Genomic DNA, 17,491 nt, shown 5'->3' with positions numbered 1-17,491 from the left:
AGAAAATAGCGACGAAATATTAAACCGTGAAGGAAAGTATCTACATTGAAACCAGTATCTTAGGTCACTTGACCGCCAGAGCAACAGACAACCTCATTCTTGCTGCCAACATCAAGATCACACAAGACTGGTGGAATGAAAATCGTAGTTCATTCATACTGTATGCTTCAGAAATTGTTGAGGATGAAGCAGCTAAGGGAGATCCAGCGATCGCATCTCAAAGGTTGAGTATGTTACAATCCTTGATGCTCCTTGAACTCACAGAAGAGGCTCTAGAGCTTGCCCAAGCATTCCTCAGCCAAAGTAATCTCCCACCAAAAGCATCAAACGATGCTCTGCATATAGCATTGGCAACAGTGTATGGCTTGGACTATCTGCTAACATGGAACTGCAAACATACGGCAAATGCCCAAATCCAGCGCAAGCTATCACAAATTAGCTCTGAACTTGGATATGTTTTACCAGTTATTTGTACACCTTATGAACTCGTAGGATATAATCAGGAGACTTAATCATGTACAAAAACGAAATAGTTGAAGAAATTCACAAGTACAGAGAAGATTACGCTCAATCATTTCAATATGATTTGCAAGCTATATTTAACGATTTACAAAGAAAACAAACGGAACACAAAGATAGGCTGGTAAGACTCCCAATCAAGCGGGGGTATAACAAATCACTGAATCAAAATGCAAGCTAGATCATTCTTATTAATGTAGGCAGCAGACTCAATAAATCAGTTTTGATTATGAAAAATCGGTAGGATGGGGGTATAACTCAAGTTATACCAAACTATGAAAACCGCGATTTCCATCCCCGATCCTCTCTTTGAGGCTGCTGAAGAATTTGCAAAACGTATGGGGTTATCCCGTAGTCAGCTTTATGCTGTGGCACTTCAAGAATACTTGCGATCGCATAAACCGGATGAAATTACTAAACAGTTAGATGCCGTATATGCTGATGAAGATAGCAATCTCGATCCATTGTTTGTAAAGCTACAAGCCCATACGATATCTGAGGAAAATTGGTGATGCAGCGAGGTGAAATTTGGTGGGCAGACCTGCCAACGCCTGTTGCTTCCGAACCAGGATATCGTAGACCAGTTCTGATCGTTCAGTCAGATGAGTTTAATAGTAGCCGAATTCGGACTGCGATCGCTGCTGTACTCACAACTAATCTTCGACTAGCTGAAGCTCCAGGCAACATTTTGGTGACAACAGATGAAACTGGTTTACCCCAAGACTCGGTTGTGAATATTTCTCAAGTGATTACTGTGGATAAATCGTTTTTGATAGAGCGGGTTGGACAGTTAGGCGATCGCGTTATGGTGCTTGTTGATGAAGGTCTTCGTTTAGTTCTTGCGTTATAGCTCTTGAGTTGTGCCGATTCAGGTTTCTGGGTGGTGTTGCCAGCAATGTCTACGATGGTAACAGAGCGGCTGGTGAGCGGAGTCGAACCATGCCTCTCGTAGAGAAGTGCGGGCTACACCTATGCACTCTTAGCACTAAAGTAAGGATAAGGTTTTGACATGAATTCTAATCCTCAGCCAAGTTTGAGAAATCGGATTAATAATCAAATTATAGATCATCCTTTTACAGATTATTGGGATATTTTTATTCTTAAACATCAGCATCCAATTAATATTACTCTACACATTCTGGGAATATTATTTTTTTACACTTTACTCTTTTATACTTGGAAATTGCAAAACCTTTGGTTACTCTTGGGTTTACCATTAACTCAATTATTGGGATTAACCGGACATTTTTTATTTGAGCGTAGCCATATTGATTTACAAGATGCTGTATTTTCTTGGCGGGCTTCTTACTGTTTGGGTAAAATGTTATTGAGAATTTTCATGGGCAAATATCAAGATGATATTCGCCAACGACAAGAAATATTAAACAATTATGCAAATATTTAACAATTGGAATGTAATTGCTCAGGGTTGGTATATTGCCTGTCCTAGTCATGAAATACCTAAAAAAACAGCGAAATCTGTAGATGTGTGTGGTCAAAAAATTGTCATTTTTAGAGGCGAAGATGGGCAAGTACGGGCTTTGGATGCTTATTGTCCTCATTTGGGAACAGATTTAGGCATTGGGAAGGTTGATGGTAATTGGATTCGTTGTACATTTCATCATTGGGCATTTGATGAAACAGGGCTTTGTCAAAATATTCCCTGTCAATCACAAATTCCTACTCAAGCTAAATTACAAGCTTATGCAACAGAGGAAAAATATGGATTTATCTGGATTTATCCAGATGCTAAAGCACCAGAAGGAGTAGCTGATTTTGATGAATTGAAGGGTAAAGAAATTGTTGCACAAGCTGATATTGCATTTGAAAGAAATTGTCATCATCATATTTGTATGATGAATGGAATTGATGCTCAACATTTAAAAACAATTCATCATTTAGACATCAAAATGGATATGTCGCTGCATCGTAGCGAATTAGGCACACAAATCGACTTTACAATGCAAGGAAAATTCCCTCAAACTACTTGGAGAGAAAAGTTAGGTCAAAGATTTCTTGGTTCTACCTATCAGTATTCAATGCGTTATGCTCATGGTTGCATTGGTTTGTTAACCATGATGAAAGATGTGAGGCTTTTTCCACCACTTTATATGATATATGCTTATACTCCAATTGCACTTGGAAGAACGAGAATTCAACCAATTTATGTAACTGAAAAACGTCAAGGTATTGTGGGATATCTGGTAAGTCAGTTTTTGCTGTTCTGTACGCGCTTGGCTTACTATATGCTCAGGGATGAAGATGGCAAAATTTACGATAATATTCGCTTTAATCCGAATTTACTCCTTAGTATTGATCGGCCATTAGCTCAATATATGGAGTATGTAAACCAGCTAAAACCGTCTCGATGGTCAAAAAATAGGGGTGTAAAATAGGGTAAATTTGAGAATCTGACTGACTCTTTTGAGCTATGACTTGGCTATCAGACAATACAGTTCACTTAAGCAATTTTTTCCTTCTCTTTCTTTTCTCTGCGCCTCTGCGGTTCGTAAAAAAATGACTTTGGCAAAGACTACTAGCCTTAACCCAAGCGTATTGGACTATCAGATGTAAAAATTATGAAAAATCTGTGACAAGTTTGCTTAACAGATGGTTTAGCGCAGTTAACTACCTGTGGAAAACCTGTGGAAAAACTCAAGTATTTTTCCACAAGGTAATTATACTTAATTAAGTTTTACTAGGAGAATATCAAGTTTTCCACAGTTTTTTCCACAATCTAAGTTAAATTTAATCAATTTTTATACGTTACTTAATATTTTTGACTAATTATTCAGATATTAAGGCTAATGTTCGCGGTGCGGGTTGTGGAAAACTTAAAAATATATCTTTAGGAAGATTTTTGGGAACGGCTAGTGAGATTGATGCGATCGCTAAGTTGGCGGATTGTTTGTGCTAAAGTGCGATCGCTCTCTTGGAGTTGAGTAATTTTATCGCAACTGTAGATCACCGTTGTATGATCTTTACCACCAAACTCCTCGCCAATTCTCGGCAAACTCAAAGCCGTGTGTTGGCGCATGAGATACATCCCTAATTGACGCGCCCAGCTAATCTCTCGTCGTCGTGAGTTACTTTTGAGGTCATCTATTGAAACATCAAAATTATCCGCCACAACCTTTAAAATTGCTTCGGGAGTAGCTGCCATTTTTTCGTTAGGCGGTTCTAAAACTGGTGTGATATTTTCCACCGTCATCGGTAAACCCCAAATAGAAATGTAAGCCACCGCCCGAATTAAAGCTCCTTCTAATTCTCGAATATTAGAAGTATAGTTAGAAGCAATATACTCAATCACATCGCGGGGAAGACTAATATTTTCATCCTCAGCCTTTTTCTGCAAAATTGCCATTCTCGTTTCTAAATCGGGCTTTTGGATATCTGCAATTAAACCCATAGAAAACCGAGAACAAAGACGTTCTTGCAAGCTAGGAATCTGGTTAGGAGGACGATCGGAAGCGATAACAACTTGTTTACCCGTTTCATGTAGAGTATTAAAAGTATAGAAAAATTCTTCTTGGGTGTATTCCTTCCCTTCCAGAAACTGAATATCATCAACTAATAAAAGATCAGCAGCTCGGTAATGTTCTCGAAAACTTTGCATACTATCCTTACGAATGGCTGTAATTAAATCATTCGTAAACTGCTCAGTAGAAACATAAAATATTTTACAATCAGGACAAATTGCATAGCGATAATGACCAATAGCTTGCATCAGATGAGTTTTACCCAAGCCGACACCACCGCATAAAAACAAAGGATTAAACTCTTTACCTGGAGATTCTGCAACTGCCAAAGAAGCAGCGTGAGCCATGCGATTGTTAGCACCAACTACAAACCGCGAAAAGACATATTTTGAGTTTAAATCAGTAGTTTTATGATTGTGATTAGGTAAGGATTCCGAAATACTGCTGGAATGTGGTGATTCCCAAGCAACCTCTCGTTCACTAAAATGAGAAACTTCATCACCTTGAGCAACGGTAATGTAAATTCCCACGGGATGACCGAGAATATCTTGTACTACATGAGCAATGGTATTGATGTAATACTTCTGTAACCAATTACGAGCAAATGGGTTAGGAGTGCGGATAACCAAGCAATTATTTTCTAATCGCTCTGCACTAGCAGTTTTGATCCAAGTTTCAAAGGTCGGTCGAGATAGTTCAAGCTTTAGGCGCTCTAGTACCTGACTCCACAGACTTTCTATGGGAATTTCCATGATCCACCACCTTTGCTGCTAATCGTCACAATAGAAGAGAAAGCACTAATTTAGCATTGAGACACGCTAGACCTAAAATAAGCTTTTAAGTTGTAAGCATTTTGGGACATACCCAGTAGGCAAGATCCTAACACCCACTGACCAAACCGAGTGCTGAGTACTGAGTGCTGAGTGCTGAGTAAAATAAAATTTCTCAGAGCTTTTGTAACTCAGTATATGCATCGTCCTTTATTCTGAGCGGTCTTTTAACTCAGCACTCGGCACTTTTAACTCAGCACTCTCATTGACACGGAGAAGCAACGACACATGAAGATAACAAACCATCACTCAGCGCCCAAAAAAGTTGAAACTAGGGGCTTACCCCATAGGTTGTGGATGCTCTCATACGGGGTAGCAGTGGTGTTCCTGGGGAGCTGCTCTCTTCTACCTGCGAAGACCTTTGATACTCAGCAAAGCGATACTCAAGCCGAAAAAACCACAGAACCTAATTCGGTAATTGTCCCCCCGCCGATTTTCTCTTCTTCTGGAGATCCTAATTTTGTGGTGAAAGTAGTGCAACAGGTGGGGCCTGCGGTAGTTCGCATTGATTCTTCCCGGACAATTACTTCTCGCGTACCAGACGAATTTAACAACGATCCATTTTTCCGGCGGTTTTTTGGAGATGGAGCGCCACAGCCTAGACAACGGGTAGAGCAGGGTAGTGGCTCTGGATTTATTATTAATTCTTCTGGTCAAATTGTTACCAATGCCCATGTGGTAGATGGTGCTGATAGAGTGACTGTTATACTCAAAGATGGCCGGACTTTTGATGGTAAAGTTTTGGGTGAAGACCGGGTAACAGATGTGGCAACGATTAAAATTAATGCGAATAATCTGCCAACTCTATCTATGGGTAACTCCGACACCTTGCAACCAGGAGAGGCTGTAATTGCTATTGGTAATCCATTAGGCTTGAATAATACCGTTACTTCTGGAATTATTAGTGCTACAGGGCGTTCTAGTAGCGATATCGGTGCTAGTGACAAGCGGGTTGATTACATCCAAACGGATGCTGCGATTAACCCTGGTAATTCTGGTGGGCCATTGCTCAATGCTCGTGGTCAAGTGATTGCGATGAATACAGCGATTATCCGAGGCGCGCAAGGTTTGGGATTTGCTATACCCATTAACACCGTGCAAAGGATTGCTCAAGAATTAATTGCTAAAGGCAAAGTCGATCATCCTTATTTGGGTGTGCAGATGGTGACATTGACACCAGAAAATAAAGAAAAAATCAAAAATGTCGCTGGCGATCGCTTAAATCTTACAGCAGATGAAGGTGTTTTGCTGGTTGAAATTGTACCGCGATCGCCAGCATCTGAGGCTGGACTACGAGTCGGTGATGTGATTAAAAGCATTAACAGCCAGCCTGTTACTAAAATTGAAGAAGTCCAAAAGCTGGTAGAAAAGAGCAAAATCGGGACTAAATTACCAATAGAAGTGGAACGCAATGGGCAAATTGTCCAAGTAGGAGTTCAACCTGCTCCTTTACCTGTAAGACGTGAAGGATGATGTTAGGAGGCAGGGGGCAGGGGGCAGGGAGATAAACAAAACTCCTAACTCCTAACTCTTAACTCTTAACTCTTAACTCTTAATGCCCAATTCCCCATTACTTAAAGGAGTTTTATCATGACTGAATTAGCGGCAATAATTCAATTAGGCAATCCAACATTGCGCCAAAAAGCTGCTTGGGTTGAGAATATTCAAGATGAGCAGATCCAAAAATTAATTGCAGACTTAATCGCCACTGTTGCTGAGGCTAATGGTGTGGGTATTGCTGCGCCTCAAGTAGCACAATCTTATCGTTTGTTTATTGTGGCTTCCCGTCCTAATGCCAGGTATCCCCACGCGCCAGAAATGGAACCTACTGCGATGATTAATCCCAAAATCATTGCTCATTCAACTGAAGTTGTCAAAGATTGGGAAGGTTGTTTAAGTGTTCCAGGAATTAGGGGGTTAATTCCTCGATATCAAGCTATTGAAGTGGAATATACTGACTCTCAAGGCCACTTACAAAAGCAAGAATTAACCGATTTTATCGCTCGGATTTTTCAACACGAATATGACCATCTCGACGGTATCGTATTTGTCGATCGCTTAGAAAACACTCTCGATATGATTACTGAGCAGGAATATCAACAACGAATAGTTAAAAGTTAATCAATTAGGAGTGGGGAGTGCTGTGCTACCTACTCCGACCTTGTTAAATGTATTCTCACCTGGCTAGTACTCCGTCAAGCCAACTTTGACAGACTACTGCACGGCGGAAATAAGCCATCCCTGACGCTCCTGCGTCGCTAAAGCTGCGCTAACGGGTTCGCAGTCGCTCATGGGGGAAACCCTCAGACGCTCGCGGACTCGCTTGCCGCCGGCGCTATCGCCCTTGGCGTCTCCCCTTGGGAGAAGATCACGCTGTTCACTATTATTTTTCCCTAGTACAACACGGCGGAAGTAAGCAGACCATTAAAAGCTACGGAAATTTGATTGATTGCAAGGCTTAAAAATGGTATGTGTATTTACGCCGCACGGTACTAGTCAATTTATAATTTACCAACCAAGGAACCCAAAAACCAAATAAATTGGTAAAGAACCCAGTTTATTCTTTAGGTAAGTAAAAATTGGTAATTGGATCATCAGAAAAAATGAGAAAGTATGAATTGGTATGGTGCTATAGCATATCTAACTGTTAATGCCAGCACTTTGCATAAATTGTGATTTGGTGATTTGACCAATCCCATACTTTCTTGTTGAACTATCGGTTTAACTTTCTATTACTAGCTTCTAACAATTGTTTCCAGATTATTTTTAGCTAGTTGTTCGCTTTCTCTTAAGCCAGATTCCCAATAAACCTGCAACTGCTGTTCCTCCTAGAATGGATGGTTCAGGTACTGGTTTTACACTCACATTATCTAAGTATAAGAATGCATATCTATCTACATTCCCAAACTTTAATTCTGTAGATGATGAGTTTGCCGTGAAATTGAACTTATATGGCGTATAGTGTTGGTAAGAAATATTTTTTTGATCGAAAATCTTTTTTCCACCTACAAACGTCTGAAATTGATTATCAAGATCAGGTGCCTCATCTATAGACGCTAAATAGTAACTAAGTTGGTATTCTAAACCAGGTTGTGTAGAAAGCGTCTGTGATATGTAACTAAGGTCTACAAATCCTCCAAGTGATAAGCCCTGATTACCACTTTCAGGAAAATTGCTAATTCTTGTCCCTGATGTATCCATCGGATCGCCATACTTAGTCCATCCTGTAATATTGGGATTTGTAGTGTCGGGATTATTAGGATCAACAAGTGGGTCAAGTTCAAATCCTCCATTAGAAACAAGGTCTTTAGGATCTATAACAGAGTTAGGATTGTATTCTGCTTGCGCTACTGGAATATAAGTGCCAGTCATCACAGCAGTGCTAGCTAAGGTAGTAGTAAAACTAAAAAGAATAATTGGAAGTTTTTTAGTTAACTTCATGAAACTTGACTCCAAATTATGACAGTTAAAACAAGTTGGTAGTTCCATCCATCCTGGCTCTAAACAGTGTCAATAAAGCTGAACACTTGATTTTGGTTTATAAGAGTTAGCTATTGATATGGATAATGATTTATCTACTCAAAACAATCTCTCTAGGTAAACCGATGATGGACTTTTTTAATCAAATGAATTCAATAGCGTTATCGACACTACAGACAGAGCCAGATATTACTCAGACTTCTAGTGATTTATTTATCCCACTAGTTTTTTCCTGATGTTAAGGTATAGATTTGACACTCACATCATCCAAAAACAAAAAGGCATCTTTGGCTATGGAACCAAATTTTATCTCTGTGGATTCTCCTTTCGCTTTGAAATATATGGTGTATTTCGTATAAGGTTGAAAAGGAGTATTTTTACTAACAAAAACCTTCCTTCCACTGATAAAAACCTGAAATTTATTACTCAGGTGAGGTGGTTCTTCTATAGATGCGAAATAGTAAATAAGTCGGTAGTTTTTACCCTTAACTGTAGGGATAGTCTGTGATACGTAGCTAATGCCTGAAAATCCACTCAGCGATAAACCTTGATTACCAGTGTTAGGAAAGTTACTGATTCTAATACCTGATGTATCTATTGGGTCGCCATACTTAGTCCATCCTGTAATATTAGGATTTGGAGCGTTAGGATTACCAGGATCTACAAGATCGTCGTTTTCAAAGCTTCCGTTGAGAATCAGTTCTCGTCCTTCTGCTTGTGCTACTGATTTATAAGTATTGGTAATCACAGCAGTATGAAGGAAAGCAGTAGTTAAACTACAAACAATAATTGAGAGTTTTTTAGTGAACTTCACAAGACATGACTCCAAATAGTTCAAAATTCACGACAAGGATTACTTGATTTACTTTGTGGTGATTAAGGTAGGACAAACCCATAAGTGTTTTTGAAGATATTTTGGGCAGTACTACTACTTAAGTAGTTAGAAAAACTTTGCGCCGTCGATAAAACTCCAGTTCTGGTGAGTATACCCAGTGGATAGATAATAGCCTCACTATCCGTTGTGAGGGCAGTATCTACAATTCTTACCTTCTTAGAAATAAGAGCATCAGTTCTGTAAACAAAACCTGCGTCAACCGTCTTGTTTACATTGTTAACTACAAGAGTTTTGTTTTCAACAGCAGTTAAAACGTTACGCACATTGCTTGCACGGTACAATTTGGGACTGACAGTATTGAAAATACTTCGCTTAGTGAGAACTTGTTTAGCATAATCCCCTGCTGGTACAACTGGTGGAGTACCTGTATAGTCACCTATGGCAATGCCTCTAATATTGGCGTTGGTCAAACCACTGATGCTGTTGAGAGCAGCACTACCAGCACTAACAGGAGATGTCGTAGGGGCAATCAAAACTAGACGATTTTTGACAATGTTTTTACGGCTACTTGTAACCAATTTACTTGGACTCGAATTCTGCAAAACATCTATTTGGTCGTTGGCAGCAGAAATGAAAATATCTGCTGGAGCTCCTCCTTGTATCTGACTAAGCAAAGTACCAGAAGCAGCAAAGGTATAAACAACGCTGACACCTGGGTTAGCATTTTGGTACTGAGTCTTAATACTGTTCAGCGCGTTTGTTAAGCTGACAGCCGCATACACGTTAAGTGTGGTTGCAGATTTGGCTGGTGATAAATTGACAAACTGTAAGCCTATTACCAGTATCATGCTGGTAACTGCCGTCGCAATCCAAGCAATAAATCTTCTTCTGTTCATAATTTGAGAAAAATGTTACCTGAGATTTGAGCATTCGCATAATCAATACTGGAAATAAACAACCCATCAGAATTGGTAAAAGACCTTTCTGATGATAGAAATTGATTATTTCCCAGCAGGATTACTTAAATGGAAAGTAAAAAGGATTGAATTCTGAAATCTTACCAGTTTAATAGGTATTTACCAACAAAAATGGTAATCGAATCTTGACACAAGCAATATCTTGCCCAATTTAATACCTGTCGTGTTGCGTACTACGACGGGGGAAGTGCATCTAAATTACTCTTGATCACAACACCCTAGTACCGCAAGGCGGAATTCAAAATTCAAAATGAATACAGCGCAAGGGTTTCATTGATTTAAAATGGGTGGTTTATTTACGCCGTGCTGTACTAGTTCCTTGATACGTCTGCTGAAACTGGTTTTTACCTGGAATACAGCAGAATTCAGGAGTAAAATATGCTTTATGGCTGGGTAAAAAACTTACCTTGTGTATCTTACCAACTTGAAATCTGCTGTAAGTTGGGAGGCAGCAATTTTACTTCTTTACGTCCATAAAAAAAGGCGGACAAGCTGCCCACCCCACAATAAAATAAGTAATTGGATATTTTTTATTATTTGAAAGTCATTTTGTAGTGACGTACATACACCGCCTGAGTACAGGTCGGTGTAGGCTTCTCAAGGACTCCTCATTGAGGACATAGCTTGAGCTTTAAGATCGTGCGTCCCACGATTCTTTATGTTTAGAGAAGCGTAAAGCCACTCTTGCTTAACGGAACTTACCAGGACTGAGACGAACACCGTTAGGCTGAGACTGACGACGAATTGCTACTCCACTCCGCAAATTGTTTCCAGTACCGCCATCTTGACGATCGAGGAAAGGTTTCAAGTTAATTCCACTTCTAGATGAGCTAACCCGGTTATTGCCACTGCCTAGAAGTGTACGTCCTAAATTATATAATTCACTGCTTCCACTATTGCGATCGCCATAAGTGTTAACGGCTATAGTTTGTTGTCCACTGTCAGCAGTAGTCAAGTTTTGAAAAATGCTATTGCGGATAACAACAGGATCTTTCCCACGCGGGACTGTCAGCACAATTCTACAGGTTGAATTAGCTTCAGTTGTGACGCAGACTGTATTTTCGTTATTTTCTACAGATGTCTGAAGTTCTTGTAAACCATCTGGGCGATAAAGTTCCAAGCGACTGGCAATTGCTGTACAACGCCTTTGTGCATCCCAACCACCGCCCAAAGCCGCAGGTGCTGCCCAAGGAAAGAATTGTCCTGGTTGACTTTGGGGCTGATACATAACAGTATACTGTCCATTGTAAGTCTGACAGCTAAACCGAGTTGTACCATCAGCTGAGGGTGAAGTTGGTACGCCTGTGGATGTGTCTATTGGAACTGGTGCTGATGGGCTGCCTGATGGTACTGTTGGTACTACTACACCATCGTTAGTAGAATCATATTGTGCCATTGCTGCGGAATTGCCCAGACACAAAGATAAGCCAAGACTGCCCAAAGATATCAATCGGAGCATTTGTGATGACATAAATCATCCTCCAGGAGAAATTAAGTAGGGAATTGATAGTTTAAGTGACGAATAATTCTAGCTTTTGATTCAGCAAAAACCTATTTTTTTTCCTCTCTTGCTTTTATAACTGATTCCAATTGTTGAGACAGCGAATGTGTGTCTCTGAATGTTGAGGCGGGCAAGTAGACTGTAAATTGAGTACCTCTGCCTACTTGACTGTAAACATTGACAAAACCACCGTGATTCTTAATAATACCCAACGCCGTAGAAAGTCCTAAACCTGTACCTTTACCTACATCTTTGGTAGTGAAAAATGGTTCAAAAATCCGTTGCTGGACTTCTGACGACATCCCCATACCAGTATCCGTCACCACGATCGCAATATAAGAACCAACTTTCGCATCTATATTTATCTGGGCAGAATGTTCGCCAATCACCAGATTTTCCGCCGCAATCCTTAAAATGCCGCCATTGGGCATCGCGTCGCGGGCGTTGATTACCAAGTTTATCAATACCTGATGTAATTGAGTTATGTCTCCACGAACGTACCAGAGATTTTTCGGGATATCTATCTGGCAACTAATGGATTTGGGGAATGTTTGAGCGATAATTTGCTCAATTTCTGCCATCAAAGGCTGAATTTGCACAATTGTTCGTTTGCTTTCAATACCCCGGGCAAAAGATAACACTTGTTTGAGCAAATTAGCGCCACGTTTGACATTATTTTCTAAAGTTTGCAGTATTTGCTGACTCTGCGAATCGGGCAATTTATTCTGCAATAGTTGAACTGACATTAAAATTGGCGATAGTATATTGTTGAGGTCATGGGCAATACCGCCAGCTAGAGTGCCGATACTCTCCAAACGTTGCGATCGCAGAAGTTGAGCTTCTAGTTGTTTCTGTTGCGTAATCTCAGTGTTCACACTCAAAATGGATTTGGGCTGTCCATTATCATCTCGGATCAGTGTCCACCGACTTTCAACGATAATTACTTTACCTTCCCTTGTCAGTTGATGCAACTCACCCCGCCACTCACCTGTATTCATCACCCTCAAGTCAGCATCTTCTAGCTGTGGTGAAATCTCTTTATACAAAAGTTGTAAAACATTCTTACCCACAGCGTCTTCAGCTTTCCAGCCGTATAGACGTTCAGCACCTTTATTCCAAAATAAGATTTGGTTGTGGATATTTCGCACCAGAATCGCATCAGTTGATACATCCAACAGCGCTGCTTGTTCGCGGATTTTCTGTTGTGCCTGTTTTTGCTGGGTTATATCTCGCGTCAGTGCCAAATGGATGAACGTGCCATCAGATTCGTTACGCAGTGGTACAGCATGAGTTTCTATGTAGCGGCGAGTGCCTTTAAATCCCACGATTTCAAACTCTAAAGTACCTTTATTACCTTGGCAGACACTTTCATGCAAATTGGCAAAAGCTGCTTTATACTTTGGTACAATTACAGCATCAACTGGTTTACCAATCAAGATATCAGCACTTTCCACTTCCATCATTGCCAACCCTTCTGCATTAATTTCCAAAAGAGTGCCATCCCTGGCAATTAACTTGATGCATTCTGGTTCTGCATCTATCATCGCTCGTAAACGATTTTCACTTTGGCGTAGGGCTAGTTCTGTCTGCTGAAGTTGCTTGATATAACGCCACAACAAATCATATAGCAATGCCACCAGCACCAAATCTACAATTGCAGCGATAAAAAATGTCACTATCGCCTTTTGGGAATTTGCTTGTGACTGCTGCATTCCCTGATGTAATAAGTTTTGCTCCGTTTTCAAAGAGTCGTTAATCAGTTGGTGAATCTCTTTACCAATTTTCTTGTCATTATCAGATAATATTTGCTGGCGAACTGCTTTTAATCCCTGGTTTTTTTCGAGGTAAATTTCTTGTTGTAAAATGTTGAGTCTGTTGTTAATTTTCGGCTCCAGTAAAGAAATCCACTGCTGCTTTTGATGGTTATTGACAGTTAAATTTTTGAGAACCTGAATATTGTTATTAGTTTGCCCTACGGCTGTAAGATAGGTTTGTAAATCATCTGCATCTGCTGTAATTAAGTAACTACGTTGTGCAGTTTCCGTATCTTTTAGTGTAGATTGGATACTTTCAAGTTGAGTAATGACTTTATATGCGTCTGTCACCCATTGCTGGTTGTGAATCAGCTTAACAGTGTTGCCATAAGAGACTACAGCATTAGTAAAGACAACTGCCAATGCTAGGACGAATATTGCTTTCAGCTTTTGGACTCGATACCATTTTTTGCTCATGCGATCGCCCTTTCTGCCGCAGATGCCCTCCATCAGTTAAAATTGGATACTAAAAGCAAATACTGAGAACATTTTAATAATTGTGACAGCACGGGTAACAAAATACAATCTCTTAAAGTTGTAAATATTTGGGTTTTTTGGGATGATGATGTATACACGATACTCACAAATAAATCCGCTAGCTTTTAATATAAATTCATTTTGAGCCGTAGTATCGCCCATGCAATTCGGATCGGATAATTTACCTATCCATAATAAATATTCTCAGAGACGTTGCAATGCGACATCTCTGATTTGGAATTTTAACGAACTTTGGGGGTTTAAGTCCCTGTCTCTACAGGTAGCGCGAATTGAAGCCTAAGCTAAATCCCCGTCACAAAACATAATTACGAATTACGAATTACGAATTACGAATTATTTTAACCCCACACTACCCGTAAATCCAAAACAAAACCAGGTAATATATCTTCTCCAGACAAGCTAGTGGGAGATTCTAATACTTCTTTTGGTTGTCCTTGTCTATAAATTTCGACGCGACGTGTTTTGCGATCGATTAGCCAACCAAGTCGCACTTTTGCATCCATATATTCGCCCATCTTGGCTTGCGTCTCGCTCAAGCTATCAGATGGAGACATTAGCTCTAAAACAAAATCAGGAGCTATGGGAGGAAATTTCTCGCGCTGTTCGCTACTGAGTGCATTCCATCTTTCTAACTGTATCCAGGATACATCGGGGGAACGGTCTGGGCCGTTGGGAAGTTTAAAGCAAGTGGAAGAGTCGAATACTTCTCCAAGTTGGGTTTGTTCGTTCCACAAGACAAATCGAGTAGTAAGTTTGGCATTGCATTTTCCAGTTTCTCCCCCTGTTGGTGGCATTACAATTAATTCTCCCTTGGCGTTGCGCTCAAATTTGACATCAGGATTATCCCGACACAGTTGATAAAATTGGTCATTGGTAAGTTTGATAACGTTATTAAAGTTAATGGTAATCGCTGTCATAGTAGGGGTGACATGATAAATCCACAATGGAATTTGCTGTAGGGGCGCAGGTCTGTACATTGGTGTCAACTTAAGGTTAAAGCCAGTCTAGAAAAAGCTTTTAGCAGATTATCTCGTTCCCAGTCTCCGACTGGGAATGCCCCTCATTGAGGCTCCGCCTCCCGAACTGGCGGCAGAGCCTGAATGAGTAGCATTTCCAGCCAGAGGCTGAAAACGAGATTTTAAAAGGGTTTTGGCTTAAGTTGACACCAATAACGTCTGTACGCTCTTACTATAATTAGCTTGACATGATTCAAGCAATATGTTAATAATTATAGTTTGTGGAAACTTTACTTCTTAATATAAGCTCTTGGCTAACGTCATTGTCATAGGTGCCCAATGGGGCGATGAAGGAAAAGGTAAAATAACTGACTTACTCAGCCGTTCCGCAGATGTTGTGGTGCGTTACCAAGGGGGTGTCAATGCTGGACACACAATTGTAGTCAAAGGTCAGACCTTTAAGCTGCACTTGATTCCCTCTGGAATTTTGTATCCAAATACCGATTGCATTATCGGCTGTGGAACAGTGATCGATCCACAGATTTTGATCGCAGAACTCGACCAACTAAAAGAATTAAATATTTCCACTGACCACCTGCTGATATCTGAGACAGCCCACGTAACGATGCCTTATCATCGGTTGATTGACCAGGCATCGGAAGAACGACGGGGAAGCCATAAGATCGGCACAACAGGTCGGGGCATTGGGCCGACTTATGCTGACAAATCTGAACGTACAGGCATTCGGGTTTTAGACTTGATGGACCCGGATGGGCTGCGCGAGCAGTTGGAGTGGACGATTAATTATAAAAACGTCATTTTAGAAAAGCTTTACAACTTGCCGCCTCTAGATCCACAAGAGGTGATTGAGCAATATTTGGGTTATGCAGAACGCTTGCGCCCTTACGTTATTGATACATCGTTAAAAATATCCGATGCGATTCAACGACGACGCAATATTTTGTTTGAAGGCGCACAAGGTACGCTCCTAGACTTAGATCACGGAACTTACCCTTATGTCACCTCCTCTAATCCGGTGGCGGGTGGGGCTTGCGTTGGTACTGGGGTAGGGCCGACAATGATTGACCGGGTAATTGGGGTGTCGAAAGCCTATACAACCCGTGTCGGAGAGGGGCCATTTCCTACGGAATTGGATGGCGAGTTAGGCGAATTGCTGTGCGATCGCGGGGCCGAATTTGGCACAACCACCGGACGCAAACGGCGCTGTGGCTGGTTTGATGCTGTCATCGGTCGCTATGCCGTGCGGATTAACGGTATGGATTGTATGGCACTGACCAAACTGGATGTTCTCGATGAATTAGAGGAAATCCAAGTTTGTGTCGCCTACAACATAGATGGGCAACGCAGCGAACACTTCCCCACAAGTTCTCGTCTATTTGCCAGATGTCGCCCCATCTACAAAACCTTACCAGGGTGGAAAGTGTCAACAACTCACTGCCGCACCCTAGAAGAATTGCCACAAGCAGCATTGGATTATCTCAAATTCTTAGCCGAATTGATGGAAGTTCCGATCGCGATCGTCTCACTCGGAGCCAGCCGCGATCAAACCATAATCGTAGAAGACCCCATTCACGGGCCCAAACGCGCTTTATTGCACCCCGATGGCACACCTGCTACCTTACTAAGTGCTTAGTGAGTGCTGAGTGCTGAGTGCTGAGTGCTGAGTGCTGAGTGCTGAGTACTAGGATTTAATGACAAAGGACAACTGACAAAGGACAATTTTTATGGCTATTACAGTCGAATCTCAAAAACGTCCAGAAGGCAGCAAGCCAAGAGCTTTGCGCCGTGCTGGATTGATACCTGCCAATTTGTATGGTCATAAGGGTACAGAATCTATTTCTTTGACCATTGAAGCCAAAACTGTTGAACGCTTGCTCAAAAGAGCTTCCGTCAACAACACCTTGATTGAGTTGAATATTGCTGATGCACCTTGGCGCGGTAAAACCTTGCTGCGGGAACTTCAGATCCATCCTGCAAAAGGTACGCCTTATCATCTCAGCTTTTTTGCGGTTGCTGGCCACGGCGACACCACTGTAGAAGTACGTCTACGTTTTGTGGGAACTGCTGTTGGTGTTAAACAAGAGGGTGGCGTGTTAGACACCGTAATCTCTGAATTGCAAGTTAGTTGTGCGCCAGAAAACATCCCAGATGTGATCGAAATTGATGTTTCTAATCTGCAAATTGGAGACAGCTTGAGTATTAGTGATATCGTCTTTCCTGAAGGTGTAACACCTCTAGCTGAATCAGAGCGACTTGTTGTCAGCGTTTTGCCACCACAAATTAGCGCTGAAGATGCTGGGACAGAAACTGAAGCAGCTGCTTCTTAAGCTAGGTAAACTGTGTAATAATTTTTGATGATACCAGGGGGGAACTCCTGGTTTTTTTGTATTTGAACCGCAGAGGCGCAGAGAGCGCAGAGGACAGAGATGACAGAAGCGACTCTTCCAGCTTTAATTGAGCAAATGTTGCAGCCAAGATTTTATCCCCATCCGGTAATAGAACCTATTCAATTAATTCAAACTCACGTTTCTTATGTGCTGTTAACTGGGGATTACGCTTATAAGCTGAAAAAACCTGTGAA

The 17,491-nt window shown here is 41.0% G+C and carries 17 protein-coding genes and 1 pseudogene; 11 read left to right on the top strand and 7 right to left on the bottom strand.

The annotated features are described in order from the left end of the window. Nucleotides 1-26 precede the first annotated feature (26 nt). The 6 genes from HWQ37_RS22850 to HWQ37_RS22825 all read left to right on the top strand — a co-directional run bounded on the left by HWQ37_RS22850 (nt 27) and on the right by HWQ37_RS22825 (nt 2,915). On the top strand, nt 27-512 hold the full coding sequence (locus tag HWQ37_RS22850) for a type II toxin-antitoxin system VapC family toxin (protein ID WP_292751189.1): 486 nt from the start codon (nt 27-29) through the stop codon (nt 510-512). Between the two features lie 2 nt (nt 513-514). Continuing rightward, complete coding sequence (locus HWQ37_RS22845) at nt 515-700, top strand: hypothetical protein (protein WP_163929633.1); 186 nt, start codon at nt 515-517, stop codon at nt 698-700. 94 nt (nt 701-794) lie between these two features. Then, nucleotides 795-1,031, top strand: a complete 237-nt coding sequence (locus HWQ37_RS22840) for a ChpI protein (RefSeq protein WP_292751184.1) — start codon at nt 795-797, stop codon at nt 1,029-1,031. Further along, nucleotides 1,031-1,369: a type II toxin-antitoxin system PemK/MazF family toxin gene (locus tag HWQ37_RS22835; RefSeq protein ID WP_292751181.1), complete on the top strand. Its 339-nt coding sequence runs from the start codon at nt 1,031-1,033 to the stop codon at nt 1,367-1,369. Before HWQ37_RS22840 ends, HWQ37_RS22835 begins: the two co-directional genes overlap by 1 nt. 159 nt (nt 1,370-1,528) lie before the next feature. Then, on the top strand, nt 1,529-1,924 hold the full coding sequence (locus HWQ37_RS22830) for an Mpo1-like protein (protein ID WP_292751178.1): 396 nt from the start codon (nt 1,529-1,531) through the stop codon (nt 1,922-1,924). Further along, complete coding sequence (locus HWQ37_RS22825) at nt 1,911-2,915, top strand: aromatic ring-hydroxylating oxygenase subunit alpha (RefSeq protein WP_292751175.1); 1,005 nt, start codon at nt 1,911-1,913, stop codon at nt 2,913-2,915. Before HWQ37_RS22830 ends, HWQ37_RS22825 begins: the two co-directional genes overlap by 14 nt. A gap of 452 nt (nt 2,916-3,367) precedes the next feature. Here HWQ37_RS22825 and dnaA read toward each other — a convergent pair whose 3' ends face one another. Continuing rightward, complete coding sequence (gene dnaA, locus HWQ37_RS22820; RefSeq protein ID WP_292751172.1) at nt 3,368-4,750, bottom strand: chromosomal replication initiator protein DnaA; 1,383 nt, start codon at nt 4,748-4,750, stop codon at nt 3,368-3,370. Between the two features lie 306 nt (nt 4,751-5,056). Here dnaA and HWQ37_RS22815 point away from each other — a divergent pair, with 306 nt between their 5' ends. Together HWQ37_RS22815 and def are read left to right on the top strand one after the other, a co-directional pair. Next, nucleotides 5,057-6,301: an HhoA/HhoB/HtrA family serine endopeptidase gene (locus HWQ37_RS22815; RefSeq protein ID WP_292751169.1), complete on the top strand. Its 1,245-nt coding sequence runs from the start codon at nt 5,057-5,059 to the stop codon at nt 6,299-6,301. A 117-nt stretch (nt 6,302-6,418) separates the two neighbouring features. Beyond that, a complete protein-coding gene (def, locus tag HWQ37_RS22810; protein WP_292751167.1) occupies nt 6,419-6,949 on the top strand; it encodes a peptide deformylase in 531 nt (176 codons plus the stop codon). Nucleotides 6,950-7,594: 645 nt separating this feature from the next. Here def and HWQ37_RS22805 read toward each other — a convergent pair. The 6 genes from HWQ37_RS22805 to HWQ37_RS22780 form a co-directional block, all read right to left on the bottom strand. Next, on the bottom strand, nt 7,595-8,269 hold the full coding sequence (locus HWQ37_RS22805) for a DUF642 domain-containing protein (protein WP_292751165.1): 675 nt from the start codon (nt 8,267-8,269) through the stop codon (nt 7,595-7,597). 277 nt (nt 8,270-8,546) lie between these two features. After that, nucleotides 8,547-9,122: a carbohydrate binding domain-containing protein gene (locus HWQ37_RS22800; RefSeq protein ID WP_292751162.1), complete on the bottom strand. Its 576-nt coding sequence runs from the start codon at nt 9,120-9,122 to the stop codon at nt 8,547-8,549. Between the two features lie 62 nt (nt 9,123-9,184). After that, complete coding sequence (modA, locus tag HWQ37_RS22795; protein WP_292751159.1) at nt 9,185-10,039, bottom strand: molybdate ABC transporter substrate-binding protein; 855 nt, start codon at nt 10,037-10,039, stop codon at nt 9,185-9,187. A 769-nt stretch (nt 10,040-10,808) separates the two neighbouring features. Continuing rightward, complete coding sequence (locus HWQ37_RS22790) at nt 10,809-11,591, bottom strand: COP23 domain-containing protein (protein ID WP_292751156.1); 783 nt, start codon at nt 11,589-11,591, stop codon at nt 10,809-10,811. Between the two features lie 80 nt (nt 11,592-11,671). Continuing rightward, on the bottom strand, nt 11,672-13,885 hold the full coding sequence (locus tag HWQ37_RS22785; RefSeq protein WP_292751153.1) for a PAS domain S-box protein: 2,214 nt from the start codon (nt 13,883-13,885) through the stop codon (nt 11,672-11,674). 386 nt (nt 13,886-14,271) lie between these two features. Continuing rightward, nucleotides 14,272-14,850, bottom strand: a complete 579-nt coding sequence (locus tag HWQ37_RS22780; protein ID WP_292751228.1) for a Uma2 family endonuclease — start codon at nt 14,848-14,850, stop codon at nt 14,272-14,274. A gap of 349 nt (nt 14,851-15,199) precedes the next feature. Between HWQ37_RS22780 and HWQ37_RS22775 the strand changes: the two genes are divergently transcribed. From HWQ37_RS22775 to HWQ37_RS22765, 3 genes and pseudogenes are all read left to right on the top strand, one after another. After that, a complete protein-coding gene (locus HWQ37_RS22775) occupies nt 15,200-16,543 on the top strand; it encodes an adenylosuccinate synthase (RefSeq protein WP_292751151.1) in 1,344 nt (447 codons plus the stop codon). A 91-nt stretch (nt 16,544-16,634) separates the two neighbouring features. Further along, on the top strand, nt 16,635-17,237 hold the full coding sequence (locus tag HWQ37_RS22770; RefSeq protein ID WP_292751148.1) for a 50S ribosomal protein L25/general stress protein Ctc: 603 nt from the start codon (nt 16,635-16,637) through the stop codon (nt 17,235-17,237). 99 nt (nt 17,238-17,336) lie between these two features. Then, nucleotides 17,337-17,491, top strand: a pseudogene (locus tag HWQ37_RS22765) (adenylyl-sulfate kinase); the annotation flags it as partial.

This window comes from Nostoc sp. NMS4, assembly GCF_017115095.1.
GTDB lineage: Bacteria > Cyanobacteriota > Cyanobacteriia > Cyanobacteriales > Nostocaceae > Nostoc.
The sequence above is the reverse complement of the archived record's forward strand: the minus strand, read 5'-3'. Positions and strand labels throughout refer to the sequence as shown.